This window comes from Streptomyces sp. ADI95-17 (assembly GCF_003846175.1).
In the GTDB taxonomy this organism is placed as follows: Bacteria; Actinomycetota; Actinomycetes; order Streptomycetales; family Streptomycetaceae; genus Streptomyces; species Streptomyces sanglieri.
The window spans coordinates 832,077-854,476 of sequence record NZ_ML123045.1 but is presented as its reverse complement, the minus strand read 5'-3'; the positions used below and the strand labels follow the sequence as shown (position 1 = coordinate 854,476).

Below are 22,400 nucleotides of genomic sequence, written 5' to 3'. Positions count from 1 at the left end.
GCCGGGCGCACCGATTAGCCTGCGCGCCGTGACCTCCCTGAACAGCCACGGCATCCGTTTCGCCTTCGGCACCCTGACCGTGCTCCCCGTCCGCGTCACCCGCTGGGACCGCGAGGCCGCCCGCGCCGGAATGCTGTGCGCGCCGCTCGCCGGTCTCGTGGTGGGGCTGCTCTCGGCGGCGGCCGGCGGCCTGTTGCTGCTGCTCGGCTCGGCACCGCTGCTCGCCGCGGTCGCCTCGGCCGCCGTGCCCGCCGCGCTGACCCGGGGTCTGCATCTGGACGGTCTCGCGGACACCGCCGACGGTCTGGGCAGCGGCAGGCCCGCCGACGACGCCCTGCGGATCATGAAGCAGTCGGACATTGGGCCGTTCGGTGTGATCACCCTGCTGTTCGTGCTGCTGGCCCAGGTCGCCGCGCTGGCCGAGCTGTACGGGCGGGGCTGGGCGTACGGCGCGGTGGCGGCGGCCGTCGCCGCGGTCACCGCCCGGCTCGCGCTCACCCTGGCCTCCCGCCGGGGCGTGCCGCCGGCCCGTCCGGAGGGGCTGGGCGCGGCGGTGGCGGGGACGGTCACCGGGCGGGGCGCGGTGCTGGTCGGGGCCGTGGTGGTCGCGGGCTGCGCGGGGGCCGGTGCGCTGCTCGGCGGGTACGGGGCGCTGCACCACGCGCTGGCCGCGGTGGCCGCGCTCGGGGTCTCCCAGCTCCTGCTGCGGCACTGTGTGCGGCGCTTCGGCGGGGTGACCGGCGACGTGTTCGGCGCGCTGGCGGAGACGGCGGCGACGGCGGCCCTGGTGGCCCTGACGTTCGGTTAGCCGTTCTGCGCGCGGCCCTTCGGGCACTCCTGGCGCCACACGCCGAGTTCGTACTTCTTCAGCAGGGAGCTGAGCCCCAGCCGTCGCGAATCGGCGCAGAACCGGGCGACGGGCAGCTCGTACTCGACGTGGAAGACGGCCTTGCCCGCCTTCACGAACGGGGTGAGCTCCTCGCACTCGTCGTACTGCGCGCACTGCTCGTTGACCGCGAAGTCGAAGTCCGGCTCCAGCTCCGGGATCTGCCCGAGGTCGTTCTTCAGGCCGACGGCGAGCCCGTGGCGGTGGGCGAGCCGGGCGATGAGCCGGTTGTAGCGCAACTGGTCGGCGGCGGTCAGCGGGAAGCCGGTGCGGTTGCGGTAGCCGTCCATGTTGTCGGGCTCCACCGCGTCGAACCCCTTCTCGGCGCACATCTCGATCCGCCGCTCCATCAGCGGCTCCAGGACGTCCGTGCGGCGGATGTCGAGCCAGTGCTCCCCCTCCCAGCCGTTGCCCTTGCCGCGCACCGAGGCGGGGAACTTCCCGGCGTCCGGACGGAAGTCCTCCCAGGCACCGGTGGAGAGGTAGCAGATCACCTTGCGGCCCCGGCGGTGCAGATCCCCCACCGCCGCGGCCCCGTGGTCAAAGCCGTCGATGTCGTACACCGGGACGTCCACCGTCGGATCCAGCCTGCCGGAGAGCTGCCACTGCCAGCGGGTGCCCGGTTCCGGCCGCCAGTGGTCCTTCCCGGCGGGTTCCGGTGCCGAGGTGCAGCCGGCCAGCAGGGCCAGCAGAATCAGTACGGCGACGGGCAGCGCCCGGCTTCCTCGCGTCGTGCCTGCGACCCCACGGGCGCGCATGGTTCTCCCCCCATAGGGCCTTTCACCTCCAACGACCCTATGTCCACCGCCTCTTCCGGCCGCACGGACCCCGGCCGGGCCGTCCGGGCCCGGGGCCGTGGCGCCACAACGAGCCACCGACGGCCCGCCGCCGTGTTCCCGCACCAAGGGCGCGCGTAGGCTCATTCCCGGCACATTGCGGCGGCGTCTACGATGCGCCGGGCACGGTCGGCCACCCCCTCGGCCAGCACAGACCGACATCGAACTCAACGGAAGCGAGATTTCACCACCGTGACTGCTCTCACTCTCAGCACTGCCGGTGCGGCGACGCTGCGCGCCGACGCACTCGTCGTCGGCGTCGCCAAGGGCTCTGGGTCCAAGGCTGGGAGTCTGGTCCTCGCACCGGGCTCCGAGGCCGTGGACAAGGCGTTCGACGGAAAGCTCGCCACCGTCCTGCAGGCCCTGGGCGCCGCAGGTGCCGAGGGCGAGGTGACCAAGCTCCCCGCGCCCGACGGCCTCAAGGTCCCGGTCGTCATCGCGGTCGGGCTCGGCCCGGTCCCGCAGAAGGACGAGGCGTACGACACCGAGGCGCTGCGCCGGGCCGCCGGTTCGGCCGCCCGTGCCCTGTCCGGCTCGAAGAAGGCCGGCTTCGCGCTGCCCGTCGCCTCCGCCGAGGACGCCGAGGCGATCGCCGAGGGCGCGCTCCTGGGCGCGTACGCCTTCACCGCGTACCAGGGCGGCGAGGACAAGCTCGCCCCCAAGGGCAAGAAGAACGGCAACGGCGCGAAGCTGCCGCTCGGCGAGGTCGCCCTGCTCGGCGCCAAGCCGCGCGACAAGGCGTTCAAGGCGGCCGCCGAGCGCGCCGCCGCGGTGGCCGAGGAGATCAACCGCGCCCGCGACCTGATCAACACCCCGCCGAACGACCTGTACCCCGAGTCCTTCGCCGCCGTGGCCACCGCCGCGGGCAAGGAGCACGGCATCAAGGTGCAGGTCCTCGACGAGAAGGCGCTCGTCAAGGGCGGCTTCGGCGGTCTGCTCGGCGTCGGCCAGGGCTCGACCCACGGCCCGCGTCTGGTGAAGCTCGCCTACACGCACCCGAAGGCGGAGAAGACCCTGGCCCTGGTCGGCAAGGGCATCACCTACGACTCGGGCGGCATCTCGCTGAAGCCGGCCGGCCACAACGAGACGATGAAGTGCGACATGAGCGGCGCCGCCGCCGTGTTCGCCGCCGTCGTCGCGGCCTCCCGCCTCGGCCTCCAGGTCAACGTGACCGGCTGGCTGGCGCTCGCCGAGAACATGCCGTCGGGCAACGCCACCCGCCCCGGTGACGTGCTGCGCATGTACAGCGGCAAGACCGTCGAGGTCCTCAACACGGACGCCGAGGGCCGGCTCGTCCTCGCCGACGCCCTGACCCGCGCCTCCGAGGAGAACCCGGACGCGATCGTCGACGTGGCGACCCTGACCGGCGCGATGGTGCTGGCGCTGGGCAACCGCACCTTCGGCATCATGGCGAACGACGACGCCTTCCGTACCTCCGTCCACGAGATCGCCGAGGAGGTCGGCGAGGCCTCCTGGCCGATGCCGCTCCCCGCCGACCTGCGCAAGGGCATGGACTCCCCGACCGCCGACATCGCCAACATGGGCGAGCGGATGGGCGGCGGCCTGGTGGCCGGTCTGTTCCTCCAGGAGTTCGTGGGCGAGGGCATCGCCTGGGCGCACCTGGACATCGCCGGTCCGGCCTTCCACGAGGGCGCGCCGTACGGCTACACGCCCAAGGGCGGCACCGGCTCCGCGGTCCGCACGCTGGTCAAGCTGGCCGAGCGCACCGCCGCCGGAGACCTCGGCTGAGGTCTCGACCGTGACGTACGGCCCCGGGCATAGGCCCGGGGCCGTACGTGTTACGCCGATGGCATCGCCGCACGGATCCGGCGGGTTTCGCTCTCGACGAAATCAGTAGGGGTCTACGCAGCGGTAACCCCCTGAGACGGATGATCATCCGTCTCAGACCCGGGCCCCGCGTCCCGCCCACCGTCAACAAGTGCGAAGATGGGTTCTCGGCAGGACAGGGCCCCCACCACAGGGCCGAATAACAAAAGCGGCCGAACACCAGCCGACCGGCCGGTCATCCCCCAGCGACGGGGCCCGGCGTACGGCGCACATGCATGGAGGACGTGACGTGGCGAACGACGCCAGCACCGTTTTCGACCTAGTGATCCTCGGCGGTGGTAGCGGCGGTTACGCCGCGGCCCTGCGCGGAGCGCAGCTGGGCCTGGACGTCGCTCTGATCGAGAAGGGCAAGGTCGGCGGCACCTGCCTGCACAACGGTTGTATCCCCACGAAGGCCCTGCTGCACGCCGGTGAGATCGCCGACCAGGCGCGCGAGTCCGAGCAGTTCGGTGTGAAGGCCACCTTCGAGGGCATCGACATCGACGCCGTCCACAAGTACAAGGACGACGTGATCTCGGGCCTGTACAAGGGTCTGCAGGGTCTCATCGCCTCGCGCAAGGTCACCTACATCGAGGGTGAGGGACGGCTCTCCTCCCCCACCTCGGTGGATGTGAACGGCCAGCGCGTCCAGGGCCGCCACGTGCTGCTCGCGACCGGCTCCGTGCCGAAGTCGCTGCCGGGCCTGGAGATCGACGGCAACCGCATCATCTCGTCGGACCACGCGCTCAAGCTGGACCGCGTCCCGAAGTCCGCGATCGTGCTGGGCGGCGGCGTCATCGGCGTCGAGTTCGCCTCGGCGTGGACGTCCTTCGGTACCGACGTGACGATCATCGAGGGCCTGAAGCACCTCGTCCCGGTCGAGGACGAGAACAGCTCGAAGCTTCTTGAGCGCGCCTTCCGCAAGCGCGGCATCAAGTTCAACCTCGGTACGTTCTTCCAGGGCGCCGAGTACACGCAGGACGGCGTCCGTGTGACCCTCGCCGACGGCAAGACCTTCGAGGCCGAGGTGCTGCTGGTCGCCATCGGCCGCGGCCCGGTCTCGCAGGGCCTGGGCTACGAGGAGGCCGGCGTCGCGATGGACCGCGGTTACGTCCTGGTCGACGAGTACATGCAGACCAACGTGGAGACCGTCTCGGCCGTGGGTGACCTGGTCCCGACGCTCCAGCTCGCGCACGTCGGCTTCGCCGAGGGCATCCTGGTGGCGGAGCGGCTGGCTGGTCTGAAGACCGTTCCGATCGACTACGACGGTGTCCCGCGGGTGACGTACTGCCACCCCGAGGTCGCCTCCGTGGGCATCACCGAGGCCAAGGCCAAGGAGCTCTACGGCGCGGACAAGGTCGTCGCTCTGAAGTACAACCTCGCGGGCAACGGCAAGAGCAAGATCCTCAAGACCGCGGGCGAGATCAAGCTCGTCCAGGTCAAGGACGGTGCCGTGGTCGGCGTCCACATGGTCGGTGACCGTATGGGCGAGCAGGTCGGCGAAGCCCAGCTGATCTACAACTGGGAGGCGCTGCCCGCCGAGGTCGCGCAGCTCATCCACGCCCACCCGACCCAGAACGAGGCGATGGGCGAGGCCCACCTGGCCCTGGCCGGCAAGCCTCTGCACTCCCACGACTGATCCAGTCGACCGGGCGCGACGACCGACCACTTCCGCACTTTCGTAAGGAGCAACTGAAACCATGTCGGTTTCCGTAACCCTTCCGGCGCTCGGCGAGAGCGTCACCGAGGGCACTGTCACCCGCTGGCTGAAGGCCGAGGGCGAGCGCGTCGAGGCCGACGAGCCGTTGCTCGAGGTTTCGACCGACAAGGTCGACACCGAGATCCCGGCCCCCGCGGCCGGCATCCTGGCCGCCATCAAGGTCGCCGAGGACGAGACCGTCGAGGTCGGCGCCGAGCTGGCCATCATCGACGACGGCACGGGTGCGCCCGCGGCCGCCGCGGCTCCGGCCGCCGAGCCCGCGGCCGCCCCGGCCCCGGCCCCGGTCGCCGAGGCCCCCGCCGCGGCTCCGGCGCCCGCCGCCGAGGCCCCGGCCCCCGCCGCCGCACCGGCCGGTGGCGCCGCCGGTACCGACGTCACCCTCCCGGCGCTCGGCGAGAGCGTCACCGAGGGCACCGTCACCCGCTGGCTGAAGGAGGTCGGCGAGGAGGTCACGGAGGACGAGCCCCTCCTGGAGGTCTCCACGGACAAGGTCGACACCGAGATCCCGGCCCCGGTTTCCGGTGTGCTGCTGGAGATCGTCGTCGCCGAGGACGAGACCGCCGAGGTCGGCGCCAAGCTCGCCGTCATCGGTGCCGCGGGTGCTGCCCCGGCCGCCGCTCCGGCTCCGGCCGCGCCGGCTCCCGTGGCCGCTCCGGCCCCGGCTCCGGCCGCCCCCGCTCCGGCCCCCGCCCCGGTCGCTCCGGCCGCCCCCGCTCCGGCCCCGGCCCCGGTGGTGCCCGCCGCCCCGGCCGCCGCTCCGGCGCCCGTGGCCGCTGCTCCGGTCGCCGCTCCGGCTCCGGTCACCCCGGCCGCCCCGGCCGCGCCCTCCGGTGACGACGGCGCGTACGTCACGCCGCTGGTCCGCAAGCTCGCCGCCGAGAACGGTGTCGACCTGGGCGCGGTCAAGGGCACCGGCGTCGGTGGCCGCATCCGCAAGCAGGACGTCGTCGCCGCCGCGGAGGCCGCCAGGGCCGCCGCCGCTGCCCCGGCTCCGGCCGCCGCCGTTGCTCCGGCCGCCTCGAAGGCGCCGAAGCTGGAGGCGTCCCCGCTGCGCGGCCAGACGGTCAAGATGACCCGCATGCGCAAGGTCATCGGCGAGAACATGATGAAGGCGCTGCACTCGCAGGCCCAGCTGACCTCGGTCGTCGAGGTCGACGTCACCAAGCTGATGAAGCTGCGCAACAAGGCGAAGGACGCGTTCGCCGCCCGCGAGGGCGTCAAGCTGTCCCCGATGCCGTTCTACGTGAAGGCGGCGGCCCAGGCGCTGAAGGCCCACCCGGTCGTCAACGCCCGGATCAACGAGGACGAGGGCACCATCACGTACTTCGACTCGGAGAACATCGGCATCGCCGTGGACGCCGAGAAGGGTCTGATGACCCCGGTCATCAAGGGTGCGGGCGACCTGAACATCGCCGGCATCTCGAAGAAGACCGCCGAGCTGGCCGGCAAGGCCCGCGGTGGCGGCCTGACGCCGGACGACATGTCCGGTGCCACCTTCACCATCAGCAACACCGGCTCGCGCGGTGCGCTGTTCGACACCGTCATCGTGCCGCCGAACCAGGCAGCCATCCTGGGCATCGGTGCCACGGTCAAGCGTCCGGCGGTCATCGAGACCGAGGAGGGCACCGTCATCGGTGTCCGCGACATGACGTACCTGTCGCTCTCCTACGACCACCGTCTGGTGGACGGCGCGGACGCCGCCCGTTACCTGACCTCGGTCAAGGCGATCCTGGAGGCCGGTGAGTTCGAGGTCGAGCTCGGCCTCTGAACCCGTCGGCTGTAACCAGCCTCACCAGCGGCGCCCCCGTCCGGAACACTTCCGGACGGGGGCGCCGCCGTATTGTCTAGACACCACCGGTCGCCCCGGCAATCGTGATGGTGCGGACAAGCACCGGTTTGCCCCGAAGGAGCCCCTCATGACCCCGCCCGTCGTCCACTCGCTGCGCGAACAGATCCGCGAGCACATCGTGGACGGGATCGTCAGCGGGCGCTGGAAGCCCGGTGAGCGGATCGTGGAGCGCCGGATCGCCACCGAGCTGGAGGTCAGCCAGACGCCCGTGCGCGAGGCCCTGCGGGAGCTGGAGACGCTGCGGCTGATCGAGTCGGCGCCCAACAAGGGCGTACGGGTCCGCAATCTCACCGCCGCCGACCTGGAGGAGAGCTATCCGGTACGGGCCGGTCTGGAGCAGATCGCGGCTGAGCTGGCGGCGCCGGCCCTCGGCGAGGACTGCTCGCGCCTCACGCCGTACGTGACGGCGCTCTACGAGGCGGACCGGCTGGCCGACGGCGAGGCGCAGGTGCGGCACACCGTGGGCTTCCACCGCGAGATGGTGCGGGCCGCCGGGAACGCGGTGCTGCTGCACACCTGGGAGGGGCTGGGCATCGAGGTCTTCACCGCCCTGTCGATCCGGTGGCTGGGCACGGTGCAGAAGTCGTACGCGGAGGAGCACGAGGCGCTCATCGAGGCGTTCCTGCGCAAGGACCCGGACATCGGGGTCCTGGCCAAGGCCCATGTGCTCGGCTGCGCGCCACGCGCCTGAGCGCCGTACACATCTGTCACAAGGGGTGCTCTCCCGTGCAGGCGAGCGCCCCATTTGCACGTTAAGTCCCGTCACTCCGTGCCCCATTCCGAGGCACCCCATGCCACTTTCTTCATATCGAGAAGTTTTGCCCTTCACCCTTTGATCGATCATCGATCGGCGACTTACAGTTCATTCCGCGGGCCCACCGGCCCCATCGCCCTGTCCTGCCAGTCAGGGCCTTCTCCACCCCCCTCCACTCCGGAAGGCGGCGATCATGACCGACCCCGTAGGAAAGCTTCCGAGCGAGCTCGACCAGCTCCCGGACCGTGACCCCGAGGAGACCGCCGAATGGGCGGCCTCCCTGGATGCCGTCACCAAGGCCGCGGGCCCGCACCGGGCCGCGTACCTGATGCGTCGCTCGCTCGAACACGCCGAGGGCGCCGGTCTCGCGCTGCCCAAGCTGCTGGAGACCGATTACGTCAACTCCATCCCGACCGCCGCCGAGCCCGAGTTCGACGGCGATCTGGAGATGGAGTCCAGGATCACCGCCTGGAACCGCTGGAACGCGGCAGCGATGGTCACCCGCGGCGCGCGCTACGGCGTCGGCGGCCACATCGCCACCTTCGCCTCGGCGGCGTGGCTGTACGAGACCGGCTTCAACCACTTCTTCCGCGGCAAGGAGGGGGACGGCTCCGGCGACCAGCTCTACATCCAGGGCCACGCCTCCCCCGGCATCTACGCCCGCGCCTTCCTCGACGGCCGGCTGAGCGAGCAGCAGCTCGACAACTTCCGCCAGGAGGCGGGCGGCGACGGACTGCCCTCCTACCCGCACCCGCGGCGGCTGCCCTGGCTGTGGGAGTTCCCCACCGTGTCGATGGGCCTCGGCCCGCTCTCGGCGATCTACCAGGCGCGCTTCAACCGCTACCTGGCCAACCGCAGCATCAAGGACACGTCGAACTCGCACGTCTGGGCCTTCCTGGGCGACGGCGAGATGGACGAGCCCGAGTCGACCGCCGCCCTCGCGCTGGCGGCCCGTGAGGGTCTCGACAACCTGACCTTCGTCATCAACTGCAACCTGCAGCGCCTCGACGGCCCGGTCCGCGCCAACTTCCGCGTGGTCCAGGAGCTGGAGGGCGCGTTCCGCGGCGCCGGCTGGAACGTCGTCAAGACGCTCTGGGGCAACGCCTGGGACGAGCTGTTCCGGCTGGACACCACCGGTGCGCTGGTCCGCCGGCTCCGGGAGGTCCCGGACGCGCAGTTCCAGACGTACGCCACCCGCGACGTCGCCTACATCCGCGAGCACTTCTTCGGCGCCGAGCCCGCGCTCGCCGAGCTGGCGAAGCTCCTCACGGACGCGAAGATCGCCGAGTGCTTCTACACCTCGCGCGGCGGCCACGAGGCCCGCAAGGTGTACGCGGCCTACCGGGCGGCCCTGGCGCACAAGGGCGCGCCGACCGTGATCCTCGCCCAGACGGTGAAGGGCTTCACGCTCGGCAAGGGCTTCGAGTCCAAGAACGCCAACCACCAGATGAAGAAGCTCTCGGTGGACGAGTTCAAGGACATGCGCGAGCTGCTCGGACTGCCGATCCCGGACAGCGCCTTCGCCGACGGCCTGGTGCCCTACGGCCACCCGGGCGCCGACTCCCCCGAGGTCCGCTACCTCCAGGAGCGCCGGGCCGCCCTCGGCGGTCCCGCCCCGGCCCGCCGGGTGCACGCCGCGGCGCTGCCGCAGCCCGAGGAGCGGGCGTTCGCCGCGCTGAAGAAGGGCTCCGGCAAGCAGGAGATGGCCACGACCATGGCCTTCGTGCGCCTGGTCAAGGACCTGATGCGGGACAAGGAGACCGGCCGGCGCTGGGTTCCGATCGTCCCGGACGAGGCCCGTACCTTCGGTATGGAGTCGCTGTTCCCGTCGGCCGGCATCTACTCGCCGCTGGGCCAGACGTACGAGCCGGTCGACCGCGACCAGCTGATGTACTACAAGGAGGCCAAGGACGGCCAGATCCTCAACGAGGGGATCACCGAGGCCGGGGCCATGGCGGACTTCATCGCCGCGTCGACGTCGTACGCGACGCACGGCGAGACGATGATCCCCTTCTACATCTTCTACTCGATGTTCGGCTGGCAGCGGACCGGCGACCAGATGTGGCAGCTCGCCGACCAGCTCGGCAAGGGCTTCATCGTCGGCGCCACGGCGGGCCGTACGACGCTGACCGGTGAGGGTCTCCAGCACGCGGACGGCCACTCGCAGCTGATCGCCGCCACCAACCCGGCGTCGCTCAACTACGACCCGGCGTTCGCGTACGAGATCGCGGTGATCGTCAAGGACGGTCTGCGGCGGATGTACGGCCCCGAGGCCGAGAACGTCTTCTACTACCTGACGGTCTACAACGAGCCGAAGCCGCAGCCCGCGATGCCGGAAGGCGTCGAGGAGGGCATCGTCAAGGGCCTGTACCGCTTCAAGGAGGGCACGCCCGCCTCGGCGGACGCCCCGCGGGCCCAGCTGCTGGCCTCCGGCACGGCGATCCACTGGGCGCTTGAGGCGCAGGAGCTGCTGGCCGCGGACTGGGGTGTCACGGCCGACGTCTGGTCCGCCACCTCCTGGGGCGAGCTGCGCCGCGAGGCGCTGGAGTGCGACGAGGCGCTGCTCCGCGGTGAGCAGCGGGTGCCGTACGTGACCCAGGCGCTGGAGGGCGCACCGGGCCCGGTCGTCGCGGTCAGCGACTGGATGCGTCAGGTCCCGGACCAGATCAGCCAGTGGGTGGAGCAGGACTGGACCTCGCTCGGCACGGACGGCTTCGGTCTCTCCGACACCCGCGACGCCGCCCGCCGCCACTTCGGTGTCGACGCGCGGTCGATCGTGGTCGCGGCGCTGGCCCAGCTGGCCCGTCGCGGCGAGGTGACCGCGTCCGCGGTCAAGGAGGCCCGGGAGCGGTACGGGCTGTGACGGCCCGGGAGCGGTACGGGCTGTGATGTGACGGCGGCCGGGCACGTGCCCGGCCGCCTTGCGTGTTCTGCGGCCACAATGGCCGGATGCGCGCTGCCCGTCTGATCAGAATGGTGCTGCTCCTGCAGTCCCGCCCCGCCATGACCGCCGCCGAGCTCGCCCGTGAGCTGGAGGTGTCCGAACGGACCGTGACCCGGGACGCGCAGGCGCTCTCCGAGGCGGGTGTCCCGGTGTACGCGGACCGGGGCCGGGCCGGGGGCTACCGGCTCGTCGGCGGCTACCGCACCCACCTGACCGGCCTGGCCCGGACCGAGGCCGAGGCGCTCTTCCTCTCCGGACTGCCGTCCGCGCTGCGCGAGATGGGCCTGGAGGACGCCGGGTCCGCCGCCCGGCTCAAGGTGTCGGCGGCCCTGCTGCCCTCGCTGCGGGACGCCTCCGACAGTGCCGCCCGGCGCTTCCACCTGGACGCCCCCGGCTGGTACCAGGAACCGGTCACCCCCGAGCTGCTGCCGGCCGTCGCCGAAGCCGTCTGGGGCGACCGGATCGTCCGTGCCCGCTACCGCCGCGGCAGCGCGGGCGACGAGGTGGAGCGGGAGCTGGCACCGTACGGGCTCGTCCTGAAGGCCGGGGTCTGGTACGTCTGTGCCCGGGTGGGGGACGACTTCCGGGTGTACCGGATCGACCGGTTCTCGTCGGTGACGGTGTCCGGGGAACGGTTCGAGCGCGACGAGGGATTCGATCTGCCGGGTTTCTGGGACGAGCGGGCCGCCCAGTTCGCCCGGTCGATCCTGCGGGACGGGGTGACGGTGCGGGTGTCGCCGGAGGGTGTACGCCGACTGCCGTACACCATGGACCGTTCGGCGGTCCGGGATGCCCTGGAGGCGGCCGGCCCGCCCGATGCCGAGGGGTGGCTCACGCTCGCCCTGCGGGTCGAGTCGTTGGAGGTCGCCTACAGCCAACTGCTGGGGCTGGGGCCGGAGTCGGAGGTGCTGGAGCCGGCCGCGCTGCGGGAGCGTTTCGCCGCGGCCGCCGAACGCCTGCGCGAGCTCTATCGCTGAGGGCCGGTTCTTCCCGCGTCCGCGTGCGTGGCCCGCCGTCAGGGCCGATGCTTGACCCGTGATGGACGAGACGGAGTTCTGGGAGATCATCGACAGCACCCGCGCGGCCGCCGAGGGCGACCCCGAGGACCAGGCCGACCTGCTGGTCGAACGGCTGGTGCGGCTCGATCCCGATGCGGTGCTGGACTTCGCCCGGCACTTCGAGGCCCGTTTCAACCGCGCCTACCGCTGGGACCTGTGGGGCGCCGCCGCCGTGCTGCTCGGCGGTGCGAGCGACGACGCCTTCGACTTCTTCCGCTGCTGGCTGATCGGCCAGGGCCGGGAGGTCTTCGAGGGGGCTCTGCACGACCCGGACGGCCTGGCCGGTCTGCTCGACGACTTCGACGAGGAGATCGACGGGGACGGCGAGGATCTCGGCTATGCGGCCGACGAGGCGTACGAGCAGCTCACCGGCGTGGTCGCCCCGGACCTCGGCCTGCCGCCCCAGGCCGCCGAGCCCGAGGGGACCCCCGTGAGCTTCGAGGACGACGCGGTCCTGGCGGAGCGCTTCCCCTCGCTCTGGGAGCGGTTCGGGCCCGGCTGAGGGGCGCGGGCGCGCCCCCGCCTCAGAAGTGGGTGCCGCCGTCGATCCGGATCTCCGTACCGGTGATGAAGGCCCCGTCCCGGGAGCCGAGCATCGCGACGACGCCCGCGACGGTGTCCGGGCTGGCGAAGCCCGCGCCGAGCGCCGGGGACAGCTTCGCGAAGAGCGACATGTCGGCGTCGGCGGGCAGGCCCGGGCCGTTGCCGCTGGTCATGTCGGAGGAGATCGAGCCGGGCGCGACGGCGACGAACCGCAGCCCCTGCTTGCTGTACTCGCTGGCCAGCGCGTGCGTCATCGACTGGATGCCGCCCTTGCTCGCCGCGTACGCCGACATGTAGGGGTGCGCGAAGCTCGCCGAGGTGGAGGAGAAGTTCACGACGGCCGGCTCGTCGCCCGCCAGCAGGGCCGGGAGCGCCTCGCGGATCATCAGGAACGTACCCGTGAGGTTGACCGCGAGGATCTTGTTGAAGAACTCCAGCGTCGTCCTGTGGGTGTGCTCGGAGCGCAGGATCCCGGCCGCGTTGACCAGTACGTCGAGCCCGCCGAGGGTCTCCACGGCGGAGGCGACGCCGGCCCGGACAGCGGCCTCGTCCGAGATGTCCAGGACGAGGGTGGTGAGGCGCTCCGCCCCACCGTTCGCCACGGCCGTCTCGTACGTGGCCTTCAGCCCGGCCTCGTTGACGTCGGCCGCGACGACGAGGCCGCCCTCGGCGAGGACGCGGTGGACGGTGGCCTGTCCGATGCCGGAGCCACCTCCGGTGATGAGTACGCGGCGGCCTTCGTAGCGGTTCATGTCTGTCTCTCTTCCGATCCCGGTGACTGCTGTCACGAAGCGGCTCGGCGGCGCCCCGATGACGTCCCGATCTATGTCCACCGTACGCCTATGTGGCACGTTTTGCCACGATGGCATTTCACGCACACTTCTGCCCTGCCGGGGTAATCTCCTGGGAATGAGCACCGAGCCGAGTCAGCCGTCCCTCACCGAGCGCCGGAAGGCCGCGACCCAGCTGGAGATCGCGCGCGCCGCGGCCGCGCTCTTCGCCGAGCACGGGCCCGACGGCACCACGGCGGAGGACATCGCCGGCCGGGCGGGCGTGGCGCTGCGCACCTTCTACCGCTACTTCCGCTCCAAGCAGGACGCGGTGGGCCCGCTGCTCTCCGGCGGCGGCGAGCGCTGGCGGGCCCTGCTGGAGGCGGCCGAGCCCGGGGAGCCGCTCGCCGGGATCCTGGAGCGGGCGGTCACCGAGGCGCTCCGGGTACCGGGCGCGGACGCCGCGGAGCAGCTCGGCTGGACGCGCGGGCTGCTGCGGGCGGCGGCGCAGGACCCGGCGCTGCGCGCCGTCTGGTACCGGGTCAATCAGGATTCGGAGGAGCGGCTGCTGCCGGTGCTGGCCCGGCTGGCGGGCGACGGGGCGGACCCGCTGGAGGTCCGGCTCGCCGCGGCCGCCGCCACGGACGCGGTCCGGGTCGCGCTGGAGTCCTGGGCGCAGACGGACGCGCCGACGACCGGGCCCGGCTCACCCGCCGAACTGGCGGTGCGCTGCCTGCACGAACTCATGGGCGGCATGCGGCTGTTCAAGCCGTAGGCCGAAGTGTCACGGGGTGAGCGAGCGGCCCATCATCACGTCGTCGACGTAACGCCCGTGCAGGAAGAACTCACCGGGAAGCACTCCCTCGACGACGAACCCCTCCGACTCGTACAGGGCGCGCGCGGGCGCATTGTGGCCGAGGACCCGCAGCGTCATCCGGTTCGCCCCGTCGCCGCGCGCCGCCTCGAAGGCGGCCCGCAGCAGGGTCCTGGCGACACCGCGGCCACGCGCCCAGTCGGCCACGGCGAGGCCCTGTATCTGCCGGACATGGGTGTTGCAGGCCAACGGGGTCGGCGGGACCAGCCTGAGGTACCCGGCCGGGCGCGGCTCACCCCCGTCCTCCCCCGCCTCGGCCACCAGGAAGTCCTCGGGCCGGTGGCGTTCGTCGAAGAACGGGTTGTACGGCGGCTGCGGCCTGGGCGTCACGGCGTGCAGCGTCGACCAGGTGGCGCGGTCGAGTTCACCGAGCGCGGCCTCGTCGGCGAGGACGGCGGGACGGACGTGGATCGGGCGGGTGCGCGTCTCGGACATGCGCGCCACTGTGCCATGGCGCCCCTCGCCCGGTCAGCCCGGTTTCGCCACCCGTTGCTCCCCCGATGACAGGAGCCCCCGCACTCCCCGATGACAGGAGCCCTCGCACTCCCCGATGACACGAGCACCCGCCGGGCCCGGCAGACGGGCTCGGCGGGGCCGCTGGGGCAGGATGGACCCATGCCGCACTCCCGTATCGCTGTCACCGGAGCATCCGGACTCATCGGAGCGGCGCTGGTGCGCTCGCTGCGCGCCGACGGGCACGAGGTGGTGCGCCTGGTACGGCGCCCTGCCCGGTCCGGCGACGAGGTGGAGTGGGACCCGGGGCGGGGGTACGTCGACGTGGCGGGTCTGGTGGGCTGCGACGCCGTCGTCCATCTCGCCGGTGCCGGGGTCGGCGACCACCGCTGGACCGCCGCGTACAAGCGGGAGATCCGGGACAGCCGGGTGCTCGGGACCGCGGCGATCGCCGAGGCCGTCGCCTCGCTGGACGTACCGCCGAAGGTGCTGCTGTCCGGGTCCGCGATCGGCTACTACGGCGACACCGGGGACCGCGCCGTCGACGAGAGCGCCCCGGCCGGCGAGGGTTTCCTGCCGTCCGTCTGCGTGGAGTGGGAGGCGGCCACGGCAGCCGCCCAGGAGGCGGGCGTACGGACGGTGCACGCGCGCACCGGTCTGGTCGTCGGCCGCGAGGGCGGGGCCTGGGGCCGGCTCTTCCCGTTGTTCCGGGCGGGGCTCGGCGGCCGGCTGGGCAACGGGCGGCAGTACTGGAGCTTCATCGCGCTGCACGACGAGGTCGCCGCGCTGCGCCACATCCTGGACACGGAGTCCCTGTCGGGCCCGGTGAATCTGACCGGTCCCGACCCGGTCACCAACAGCGAGGTGACGGCGGCGATGGGGCGGGTGCTGCACCGCCCCACGCTCCTCACCGCCCCGGCCCCGGCGTTGCGGCTCGCCCTCGGTGACTTCGCGCAGGACGTACTGGCCAGCCAGCGGGTGTTGCCGGGCCAACTACTGAACTCGGGCTTCGTGTTCGCCTTCCCGGGGATCGACGCGGCGATCCGCGCGGCCCTGCGCTGAGCGCGCCGCCGACGCGCTCCGCGAAGGCACCGGCACCCGCCGGTCCCGGCCCCGGACACCACCCGCCGACGCGCCCTGCGCGCATTCGGACGGACATGCGACCCCGTGCAACGGTGCCCCTGGTGCGCGCGACTGCGCCTTTGCCGGCCGCCTTCCTACCCTCCTTGCGAACTCGGGCATTCCGGGGGTCTGTTGGGGGCAAGAGCCTCCCACCAGTTGCGCCGACTCGGGGAGGGGCACGTGCTCAGCAAGGCACACCACGCGGACGTCGTCATCATCGGGGCCGGGATCGCCGGCCTGTCAGCCGCCCACCGACTGATCAGTGCAGGGGTAAGCGTCAGCGTCCTGGAGGCCGGCCCCCGGGTCGGCGGCCGGATGACCACCACCGAGCTGGACGGCTTCCGGCTCGACCACCTCGGCCCACTGCTCAGCACCTCCTACCCGGCCCTGCACACGACGCCGGGCCTCGAAGGGCTGGTACTGCGCAACTTCGCCCCGGGGGTCCTCGTGCACAGCGAGGGCCGTCAGTACCGGACCGGCGATGTGCGGGGCGCGCGGGGCGCGCTCAAGGCAGCGCGCGCCCTGGCAAGCGCCCCCCGTCCACCGATGGGCGGGCCCATCGACCAGGCCCGGCTGGGCGCCACCCTGTCCCGGCTCGCCGCCACCCCGTCCGCCCGCATCCTGGCGCGGCCCGAACAGACCGCGCTCGCCGGCCTGTCCCACCGCGGCCTGCCCTCCCGTACGGTCAACGGCTTCCTGCGCCCGCTGCTCACCGCGCTGCTCAGCGACCCCGGGCTCAGCACCTCCAGCCGGTGCGCCGATCTGGCGCTGCGGGGCTACGCCCGCGGCAGGCTGTGCGTGCCCGAGGGCGGCGCGGCGACGCTGCCCGAACTCCTCGCGGCGACGCTGCCGCCCGGCACCGTACGCACCGGGGTGCATGTCACGGCCGCCGACATCACTTCGGTCCGCACCAAGGAGCACGGCGAACTGGGCTGCCGTTCCCTGCTGTTGGCGACCGGTGCGGGCGCCGCCGCCGAACTGCTGCCCGGTCTGCGCGTGCCGCCCTTCCATCCCGTGACGGTCGTTCACCACACCGCCCCCGCCGCCCCGCCGACCGGCGCCGCCCTGCTGCTGGACGCCGACCGTTCGGGCCCGGTCGCGCACACCGCGGTGATGAGCGCGGTCGACCCCTCGCGCGCTCCCCGGGGCCGTACGCTGATCAGCTCCACGGTGCTCGGCACCCCGCCGCCCGACCTGGACGGCACGGTCCGCGCCCAGCTGGCCGCCATGTACGGCACGTCCACGGACGACTGGGAGCTGCTGGCCGCCCACCACGACCCGGAGGCGGTCCCCGCGATGCCGGCCCCGCACGATCCGCGCCGTCCGGTGCGGCTGCTGGCCGGCCTGTACGTGTGCGGTGACCACCGCGACACGAGCACGGTCCAGGGCGCCCTGTTCTCGGGCCGCCGCGCGGCCGAGGCGATCCTCACCGACCTGGGGGTACGGCCGGGGACCGGAACGACGCTGCCCGAGGCGGCATAAGAGCCGTCCGGGGCGCGGTCGTGGCTCCGGGGGGGCTGGTGCGCGATGTCCGGGGCGCGCCGGTGGCCGCCCCGGGCTCAGCCCAGCGTGGCGACCCGCTCGCGGTAGCCGCGCACCGCGGCGGCGTCCCGGTACGGCTCCAGGCGCCGCTCGAAGTCCCGTACGTACTCCGCCGCCCGCACCGACCGCATCTCCGCGGCCTGCTGGGCGGCCTCGACGCCGAGCGCGCACGCCTGGTCGAGCTCGCCGAGCCCGAGCCGGGCGGAGGCCAGCACCACCCGGCAGAACAGCCGGCTGCGGGCGTACGCCGGGGAGCGCAGCTGGAGGGAGCGCTCCGCGTGCTGCGCCGCGGCCCGGTACTGCTGGAGGTCCCGGTGGCAGTGTCCGAACTCGTCGGCGAGCTGGGCCTCGTCGAAGTAACGCGCCCAGTGCGGCACCTCGTCACCCGGGCGGGCGATCTCCAGCGCGTGTTCCGCCCGCGCCAGCGAGGTGGTGCAGGGCCTGGCCTCGCCGAGCACGCCGTGGCCGCGCGCCTCGACGGCGTGCAGCAGGGCCTGGACGACGGGCGGCGCGGAGGAGCCGATGCCCTGCTGGGCCACCCGGGCCAGCTGTACGGCCTCCCTGCCGTGGCCGAGGTAGACCGCCTGCCGGCTCATCGTGATCAGGACGTAGCTGCCGTACGCGCGGTCCCCGGCGGCCTGGGCCAGCCGCAGCGCCTGGACGAAGTAGCGCTGGGCCAGGCCGTGGGCCGCGATGTCGTACGAGGTCCAGCCCGCCAGCCGGGTCAGGTCGGCGGCGGCGGAGAAGAGCCGGCGTCCGGTGGCCTCCCCGTAGGTGCCGCGGAGCATGGGTTCCGTCTCGTGCTCCAGGTACCGGACGAGCGCCTGGCGGGCGTGGCCGCCGCCGTAGGCGTTGTCGAGGGTGCGGAAGAGCTCGCCGACCGAGCGCAGGGCCGCGACGTCGCCGCCGCTGACCCGCTGGCCGGGGGCGCGTTCGGACTGCCGTTGCCGCGGGACGCCGGGGGCGCCCGGCAGCCCCGCTCCCGGCGGGGCCGGAGCCGTCGGAGCGATGGGGGATCCCGGTGGTGCGGAGGGTCCGGACGGCCTGGAGGGCGCGGGCCCGCGGACAACGGCCCGGGCGCCCGCGCCGTTCACCCCGGCTCCGCCGTGCGCCCCGTACGGGCCGCCGCGCGCTGCCCCGGGAGCACCGGGCCGCGCGGCACCACCGTTCTCGGCGGCCCCCACCGCCCCACCGGCCCCGGCGGACCTTCCGGTCCCGCCGGTCCCGTGGTCCCCGCCTGTCCCGCCGGTCCCGCCGTGCGTCCGGGTCACGGGCTCGCTGCCCCGGCCCACCCACTCGTCGGCCCGGCCGATCAGCCAGTCCCTGCTGGGGACGACGAGCCCGGCCGGGGTGAAGGCGATCTTGCGCAGCTCCGCATGGCTGCCCGAGTCCTTCCGCCACAGCCCGCTGACGATGTCGACCGCCTCCGCGGGCGTGGCCGCGAACTCCAGGCCCGCGTAGACCGGGGCGCATGCGTCGAGGCCCAGGTCCTGTGCGGAGAGGCGGCGCCCGAGCCGCCGGGTGAAGACCTCGGCGATCAGCGCGGGAGTGGTTCCCCGGGGCTGCTGGCCGCGCAGCCAGCGGGTCACGGAGGTCTTGTCGTACCGCAGGTCGAGGCCGTGCTCCAGGCCGAGCTGGTCCACCCTGCGGGCGAGGCCGGCGTTGGAGAAACCGGCCTCGGTGATGAGCGAGGCGAGTCGGCGGTTGGGGGTGCGCTGCGGAGGTCGATCCGACATCAGCTGTACGGTCTCCTGCCTTCGGGGCCGGGCGGGCAGCCCTTATGGAACGGCGTGAATTTAGCGGCCTCCGCAGCAGTCACAGCCACCTTCGCTTCACTTTCATCCGATCGTGTGAGGATTGAGGTCGGCGCTGACGGGAAGACCTGCCGGGCCACCGCCCGAGGGCCGGTCGTACAGTGGCTCGGGGCGTGATTTCAGTGCATGGTGACGTGGCTCCGGGCACCCCCGGCTCCCGGCACCGCGAGTAGGGAGGCATCTGTCGTGGCTGAGCTTCGGTTCGTCCGGCTGGGATTCGGCGAGGAAGCCGTCGACTACCAGGAGGCCTGGCAGAAGCAGCGCGAGGTGCACGCGGCCAGGTTCGAGGACACCGTCCCCGACACCTGTCTGCTGCTGGAGCACCCGCCGGTCTACACGGCCGGCCGGCGCACGACCGACAGCGAACGGCCGCTGGACGGCACCCCCGTCATCGACGTGGACCGCGGCGGCAAGATCACCTGGCACGGCCCCGGCCAGCTGGTCGGCTACCCGATCCAGAAGCTGCCCCGCCCGGTGGACGTCGTCGCGCACGTCCGCCGGCTGGAGGACGCGCTGATCCGTACCGCCGCCGAGTTCGGCGTGGAGACCACCCGGGTCGAGGGCCGCAGCGGCGTCTGGGTGCTCGGCGATCCGGTCGAGGACCGCCCGGCGATCGGTGGACTCTCCCTCGACTTCGACCCGCGGCTGCACGACGAGGAGTTCGACGCCCGGCTGAACGGCCCGGAGTACGCCCCGTCCAACGCCGGCCAGCGCCGCGAGGACCGCAAGCTGGCGGCGATCGGGATCCGGGTCGCCAAAGGCGTGACCATGCACGGCTTCTCCTTCAACGTGAACCCGGACAACACCTGGTTCGACCGGATCGTGCCGTGCGGCATCCGGGACGCGGGCGTCACCTCGCTGGCGTACGAGCTGGGCCGCGACATCACCATCGCGGACGTGCTCCCGGTCGTCGAGAGGCACCTCCGGGACGTCCTGGAGAACGCCGAGCTCGCCCCGCGCACCGTCGAGCGCCCGGCCGATGCCGTGGCCACGGCGTGACGTACGGATCACCCGGCGGGGAATAGGCCCTGCCGGCCACAGGTTGGCCAGACGTAAAGCCGTTTGAACCACGGGCGTACCCTGGTGTTCGCCGAAGAATCCAATGCAGTGAAAGCAAAGGGGAGTGCCGGAGTGTCCGCTGTCGCACCCGACGGGCGCAAGATGCTGCGCCTTGAGGTCCGGAACAGCCAGACCCCCATCGAGCGCAAGCCCGAGTGGATCAAAACCCGGGCGAAGATGGGCCCCGAGTACAACCAGCTGCAGAAACTCGTGAAGAGCGAGGGTCTGCACACGGTGTGCCAGGAGGCCGGCTGCCCCAACATCTTCGAGTGCTGGGAGGACCGCGAGGCCACCTTCCTCATCGGGGGTGACCAGTGCACCCGGCGCTGCGACTTCTGCCAGATCGACACGGGCAAGCCGCAGGCGCTGGACCGGGACGAGCCCCGCAGGGTCGGCGAGTCCGTCGTCACGATGGACCTGAACTACGCCACCATCACCGGCGTCGCCCGCGACGACCTGGAGGACGGCGGTGCCTGGCTGTACGCGGAGACCGTGCGCCAGATCCACGCGCTGACGGCGGAGCGGGAGGCCGGCCGCACCAAGGTCGAGCTGCTGATCCCCGACTTCAACGCGGTGCCCGAGCAGCTCGCCGAGGTCTTCTCCTCGCGCCCCGAGGTGCTCGCGCACAACGTCGAGACGGTGCCGCGGATCTTCAAGCGGATCCGCCCCGGGTTCCGTTACGAGCGCTCCCTGGAGGTCATCACGAAGGCCCGCGAGGCCGGTCTGGTGACCAAGTCCAACCTGATCCTCGGCATGGGCGAGACCCGTGAAGAGGTCAGCGAGGCGCTCCAGGACCTGTACGACGCGGGTTGCGAGCTCATCACGATCACGCAGTACCTGCGGCCGTCCGTGCGCCACCACCCGGTCGAGCGCTGGGTGAAGCCGCAGGAGTTCGTGGAGCTGAAGGACGAGGCCGACGAGATCGGCTACTCCGGTGTGATGTCCGGGCCGCTGGTCCGTTCCTCGTACCGCGCGGGCCGTCTTTTCCAGCAGGCGATCGAGCGCCGCGGCGCGGTCGCCGCGGCGCCCACCGTGTGAATCCGAGCACAAGAAGCTACCGACAGGTAACCGCTGTTCCGACGCGGCCCGTACGCTCCCCGCAGGTCGGGGACGCGTATGGGCCGCGTCGGCGTGCGCGGCGCCCGTATCAAGGTTTCATTGGTGTTTGACCGACCGGTCATGCGCTGGTAACACCGAGCAGTGACGCTGGGTGCACAAGACGCGGTGGCCGGCAGCAGCCGTCCGGGCCGCTGCCGCTCCCGCGCCCCGCCCCCAGCGTCCGCCACCCACTTCGCGCAACGCAGTCCCGGGCAGTTCGGTCCGGGCAGCTGAGTCCACGCAACTCAGTCCGCACATCCGCTCCGAGGAGATTTCCACGATGCAGGCCGTGCCGGTACGCGCCACCGCCATCCCTTCCGTCACCGATGCCCTCCGCGCCGTCGAGTCGCTGTTCCTGGGCAGCGGCCAGCGCACCGCCCGCCGCAATGCCTGGAACGCCGTCCTGGAGGACCGTCGCCGGGCCAAGGACCGGGTGGAGGCCGAGTACGTACTGGAGGCCGCGGCCGACCACCGTTCCTAGGCCACGTAAACTTCCGTACATGGCGAGGAAGGCAAAAACTGAAGGCGCGGACAGCGCCGAGAACGCGGGGCGGCTCAAGCAGATCGCCCTGACCTACAAGATGGCCAAGCGGTCCGACCCGAAGGTCGGTCTTGTCGTCGCGGGCGTGGGAATTGTCACCTTCGGTGTCCTCCTCGGGGTCGGCTTCCTGATCGACCACCCGGTCTACCTGGGCATCCTGGGCTTCGTACTGGCCCTCCTCGCGATGGCGATCGTCTTCGGACGGCGTGCCGAGCGTGCCGCCTTCGGGCAGATGGAGGGGCAGCCCGGCGCCGCGGCGGCGGTGCTGGACCGTGTGGGCCGTGGCTGGACGACGACACCCGCGGTCGCGATGAACCGCAGCCAGGACGTCGTCCACCGCGCCGTGGGCAAGGCGGGCATCGTGCTGGTCGGCGAGGGCAACGCGAACCGCGTGAAGCTGCTGCTCGCGGCCGAGAAGAAGAAGATGGCGCGCATCCTGGTGGACGTACCGGTGCACGACATCATCGTCGGCAACGACGAGGGCCAGGTGCCGCTGAAGAAGGTGCGCACCAAGATGCTGAAGCTGCCGCGAGTGCTCACCGGCCCGCAGGTGACGGCCGCCAACGACCGGCTGCGCGCGATGGGTGACCTGATGAGCAACATGCCGCTGCCCAAGGGCCCCATGCCGAAGGGCATGCGGATGCCGCGCGGCGGAAAGATGCGCTGACGCCGGCTGACATGCGAAGAGGCGGGGTGCGAACCGATCCGGT

19 protein-coding genes are annotated in these 22,400 nt (G+C 72.3%); 15 read left to right on the top strand and 4 right to left on the bottom strand.

The window, feature by feature from the left end:
• Window positions 1-28 precede the first annotated feature (28 nt).
• Window positions 29-808 carry an adenosylcobinamide-GDP ribazoletransferase gene (gene cobS / locus EES42_RS11895; protein ID WP_124718094.1) on the top strand — a complete coding sequence of 260 codons (780 nt, stop codon included), beginning with the start codon at window positions 29-31 and terminating at the stop codon, window positions 806-808.
• On the opposite strand, the gene EES42_RS11890 is transcribed toward cobS, so the two are convergent.
• Window positions 805-1,644, bottom strand: coding sequence for an endo alpha-1,4 polygalactosaminidase (locus EES42_RS11890; protein WP_124718093.1), 840 nt, complete (start codon window positions 1,642-1,644; stop codon window positions 805-807). The two genes, cobS and EES42_RS11890, sit on opposite strands and share 4 nt — an antisense overlap.
• Before the next feature lie 270 nt (window positions 1,645-1,914).
• Here EES42_RS11890 and EES42_RS11885 point away from each other — a divergent pair, with 270 nt between their 5' ends.
• From EES42_RS11885 to EES42_RS11855, 7 genes are all read left to right on the top strand, one after another.
• The gene (locus EES42_RS11885; RefSeq protein WP_124718092.1) at window positions 1,915-3,471 is read left to right on the top strand and encodes a leucyl aminopeptidase; all 1,557 of its coding nucleotides are present in this window, start codon (window positions 1,915-1,917) and stop codon (window positions 3,469-3,471) included.
• Window positions 3,472-3,799: 328 nt separating this feature from the next.
• Window positions 3,800-5,188 carry a dihydrolipoyl dehydrogenase gene (gene lpdA / locus EES42_RS11880; protein ID WP_124718091.1) on the top strand — a complete coding sequence of 463 codons (1,389 nt, stop codon included), beginning with the start codon at window positions 3,800-3,802 and terminating at the stop codon, window positions 5,186-5,188.
• Window positions 5,189-5,249: 61 nt separating this feature from the next.
• A complete protein-coding gene (gene sucB, locus EES42_RS11875) occupies window positions 5,250-7,037 on the top strand; it encodes a 2-oxoglutarate dehydrogenase, E2 component, dihydrolipoamide succinyltransferase (protein WP_124718090.1) in 1,788 nt (595 codons plus the stop codon).
• A 148-nt stretch (window positions 7,038-7,185) separates the two neighbouring features.
• Entirely contained in the window at window positions 7,186-7,809 is a 624-nt protein-coding gene (locus EES42_RS11870) for a GntR family transcriptional regulator (RefSeq protein WP_124718089.1), read from the top strand.
• 256 nt (window positions 7,810-8,065) lie between these two features.
• Complete coding sequence (aceE, locus tag EES42_RS11865) at window positions 8,066-10,735, top strand: pyruvate dehydrogenase (acetyl-transferring), homodimeric type (RefSeq protein WP_124718088.1); 2,670 nt, start codon at window positions 8,066-8,068, stop codon at window positions 10,733-10,735.
• 86 nt (window positions 10,736-10,821) lie between these two features.
• A complete protein-coding gene (locus EES42_RS11860; protein ID WP_124718087.1) occupies window positions 10,822-11,793 on the top strand; it encodes a helix-turn-helix transcriptional regulator in 972 nt (323 codons plus the stop codon).
• Between the two features lie 61 nt (window positions 11,794-11,854).
• On the top strand, window positions 11,855-12,376 hold the full coding sequence (locus tag EES42_RS11855) for a DUF4240 domain-containing protein (protein ID WP_124718516.1): 522 nt from the start codon (window positions 11,855-11,857) through the stop codon (window positions 12,374-12,376).
• Between the two features lie 22 nt (window positions 12,377-12,398).
• Here the strand turns inward: EES42_RS11855 and EES42_RS11850 are convergent, their stop codons facing one another.
• The gene (locus EES42_RS11850; protein ID WP_124718086.1) at window positions 12,399-13,169 is read right to left on the bottom strand and encodes an SDR family NAD(P)-dependent oxidoreductase; all 771 of its coding nucleotides are present in this window, start codon (window positions 13,167-13,169) and stop codon (window positions 12,399-12,401) included.
• A 157-nt stretch (window positions 13,170-13,326) separates the two neighbouring features.
• Here EES42_RS11850 and EES42_RS11845 point away from each other — a divergent pair, with 157 nt between their 5' ends.
• The gene (locus tag EES42_RS11845) at window positions 13,327-13,962 is read left to right on the top strand and encodes a TetR family transcriptional regulator (protein ID WP_124718085.1); all 636 of its coding nucleotides are present in this window, start codon (window positions 13,327-13,329) and stop codon (window positions 13,960-13,962) included.
• 9 nt (window positions 13,963-13,971) lie between these two features.
• On the opposite strand, the gene EES42_RS11840 is transcribed toward EES42_RS11845, so the two are convergent.
• Window positions 13,972-14,496 carry a GNAT family N-acetyltransferase gene (locus EES42_RS11840; protein ID WP_124718084.1) on the bottom strand — a complete coding sequence of 175 codons (525 nt, stop codon included), beginning with the start codon at window positions 14,494-14,496 and terminating at the stop codon, window positions 13,972-13,974.
• Between the two features lie 180 nt (window positions 14,497-14,676).
• Here EES42_RS11840 and EES42_RS11835 point away from each other — a divergent pair, with 180 nt between their 5' ends.
• Together EES42_RS11835 and EES42_RS11830 are read left to right on the top strand one after the other, a co-directional pair.
• A complete protein-coding gene (locus tag EES42_RS11835; protein WP_124718083.1) occupies window positions 14,677-15,576 on the top strand; it encodes a TIGR01777 family oxidoreductase in 900 nt (299 codons plus the stop codon).
• 240 nt (window positions 15,577-15,816) lie between these two features.
• Window positions 15,817-17,118: an NAD(P)/FAD-dependent oxidoreductase gene (locus EES42_RS11830; RefSeq protein WP_124718082.1), complete on the top strand. Its 1,302-nt coding sequence runs from the start codon at window positions 15,817-15,819 to the stop codon at window positions 17,116-17,118.
• 77 nt (window positions 17,119-17,195) lie between these two features.
• Here the strand turns inward: EES42_RS11830 and EES42_RS11825 are convergent, their stop codons facing one another.
• Window positions 17,196-18,914, bottom strand: coding sequence for a regulator (locus EES42_RS11825; protein WP_124718081.1), 1,719 nt, complete (start codon window positions 18,912-18,914; stop codon window positions 17,196-17,198).
• A gap of 264 nt (window positions 18,915-19,178) precedes the next feature.
• Here EES42_RS11825 and lipB point away from each other — a divergent pair, with 264 nt between their 5' ends.
• From lipB to EES42_RS11805, 4 genes are all read left to right on the top strand, one after another.
• Window positions 19,179-19,991 carry a lipoyl(octanoyl) transferase LipB gene (lipB, locus tag EES42_RS11820; RefSeq protein ID WP_124718080.1) on the top strand — a complete coding sequence of 271 codons (813 nt, stop codon included), beginning with the start codon at window positions 19,179-19,181 and terminating at the stop codon, window positions 19,989-19,991.
• Window positions 19,992-20,123: 132 nt separating this feature from the next.
• Window positions 20,124-21,089, top strand: coding sequence for a lipoyl synthase (lipA, locus tag EES42_RS11815; RefSeq protein ID WP_124718079.1), 966 nt, complete (start codon window positions 20,124-20,126; stop codon window positions 21,087-21,089).
• A 340-nt stretch (window positions 21,090-21,429) separates the two neighbouring features.
• The gene (locus EES42_RS11810; protein WP_124718078.1) at window positions 21,430-21,630 is read left to right on the top strand and encodes an SCO2195 family GlnR-regulated protein; all 201 of its coding nucleotides are present in this window, start codon (window positions 21,430-21,432) and stop codon (window positions 21,628-21,630) included.
• A 19-nt stretch (window positions 21,631-21,649) separates the two neighbouring features.
• Complete coding sequence (locus EES42_RS11805) at window positions 21,650-22,357, top strand: DUF4191 domain-containing protein (RefSeq protein WP_124718077.1); 708 nt, start codon at window positions 21,650-21,652, stop codon at window positions 22,355-22,357.
• The last annotated feature ends 43 nt before the right edge of the window (window positions 22,358-22,400 follow it).

Bases quoted from the DNA above. Each gene is read 5' to 3' on its own strand.
- EES42_RS11870 (WP_124718089.1), top strand. From the start codon at position 7,186: ATGACCCCGCCCGTCGTCCACTCGCTGCGCGAACAGATCCGCGAGCAC.
- EES42_RS11810 (WP_124718078.1), top strand. From the start codon at position 21,430: ATGCAGGCCGTGCCGGTACGCGCCACCGCCATCCCTTCCGTCACCGAT.
- EES42_RS11825 (WP_124718081.1), bottom strand. From the start codon at position 18,914: ATGTCGGATCGACCTCCGCAGCGCACCCCCAACCGCCGACTCGCCTCG.
- EES42_RS11850 (WP_124718086.1), bottom strand. From the start codon at position 13,169: ATGAACCGCTACGAAGGCCGCCGCGTACTCATCACCGGAGGTGGCTCC.
- EES42_RS11805 (WP_124718077.1), top strand. From the start codon at position 21,650: ATGGCGAGGAAGGCAAAAACTGAAGGCGCGGACAGCGCCGAGAACGCG.
- EES42_RS11840 (WP_124718084.1), bottom strand. From the start codon at position 14,496: ATGTCCGAGACGCGCACCCGCCCGATCCACGTCCGTCCCGCCGTCCTC.
- EES42_RS11860 (WP_124718087.1), top strand. From the start codon at position 10,822: ATGCGCGCTGCCCGTCTGATCAGAATGGTGCTGCTCCTGCAGTCCCGC.
- sucB (WP_124718090.1), top strand. From the start codon at position 5,250: ATGTCGGTTTCCGTAACCCTTCCGGCGCTCGGCGAGAGCGTCACCGAG.
- EES42_RS11855 (WP_124718516.1), top strand. From the start codon at position 11,855: ATGGACGAGACGGAGTTCTGGGAGATCATCGACAGCACCCGCGCGGCC.
- EES42_RS11890 (WP_124718093.1), bottom strand. From the start codon at position 1,644: ATGCGCGCCCGTGGGGTCGCAGGCACGACGCGAGGAAGCCGGGCGCTG.
- EES42_RS11835 (WP_124718083.1), top strand. From the start codon at position 14,677: ATGCCGCACTCCCGTATCGCTGTCACCGGAGCATCCGGACTCATCGGA.
- aceE (WP_124718088.1), top strand. From the start codon at position 8,066: ATGACCGACCCCGTAGGAAAGCTTCCGAGCGAGCTCGACCAGCTCCCG.
- EES42_RS11845 (WP_124718085.1), top strand. From the start codon at position 13,327: ATGAGCACCGAGCCGAGTCAGCCGTCCCTCACCGAGCGCCGGAAGGCC.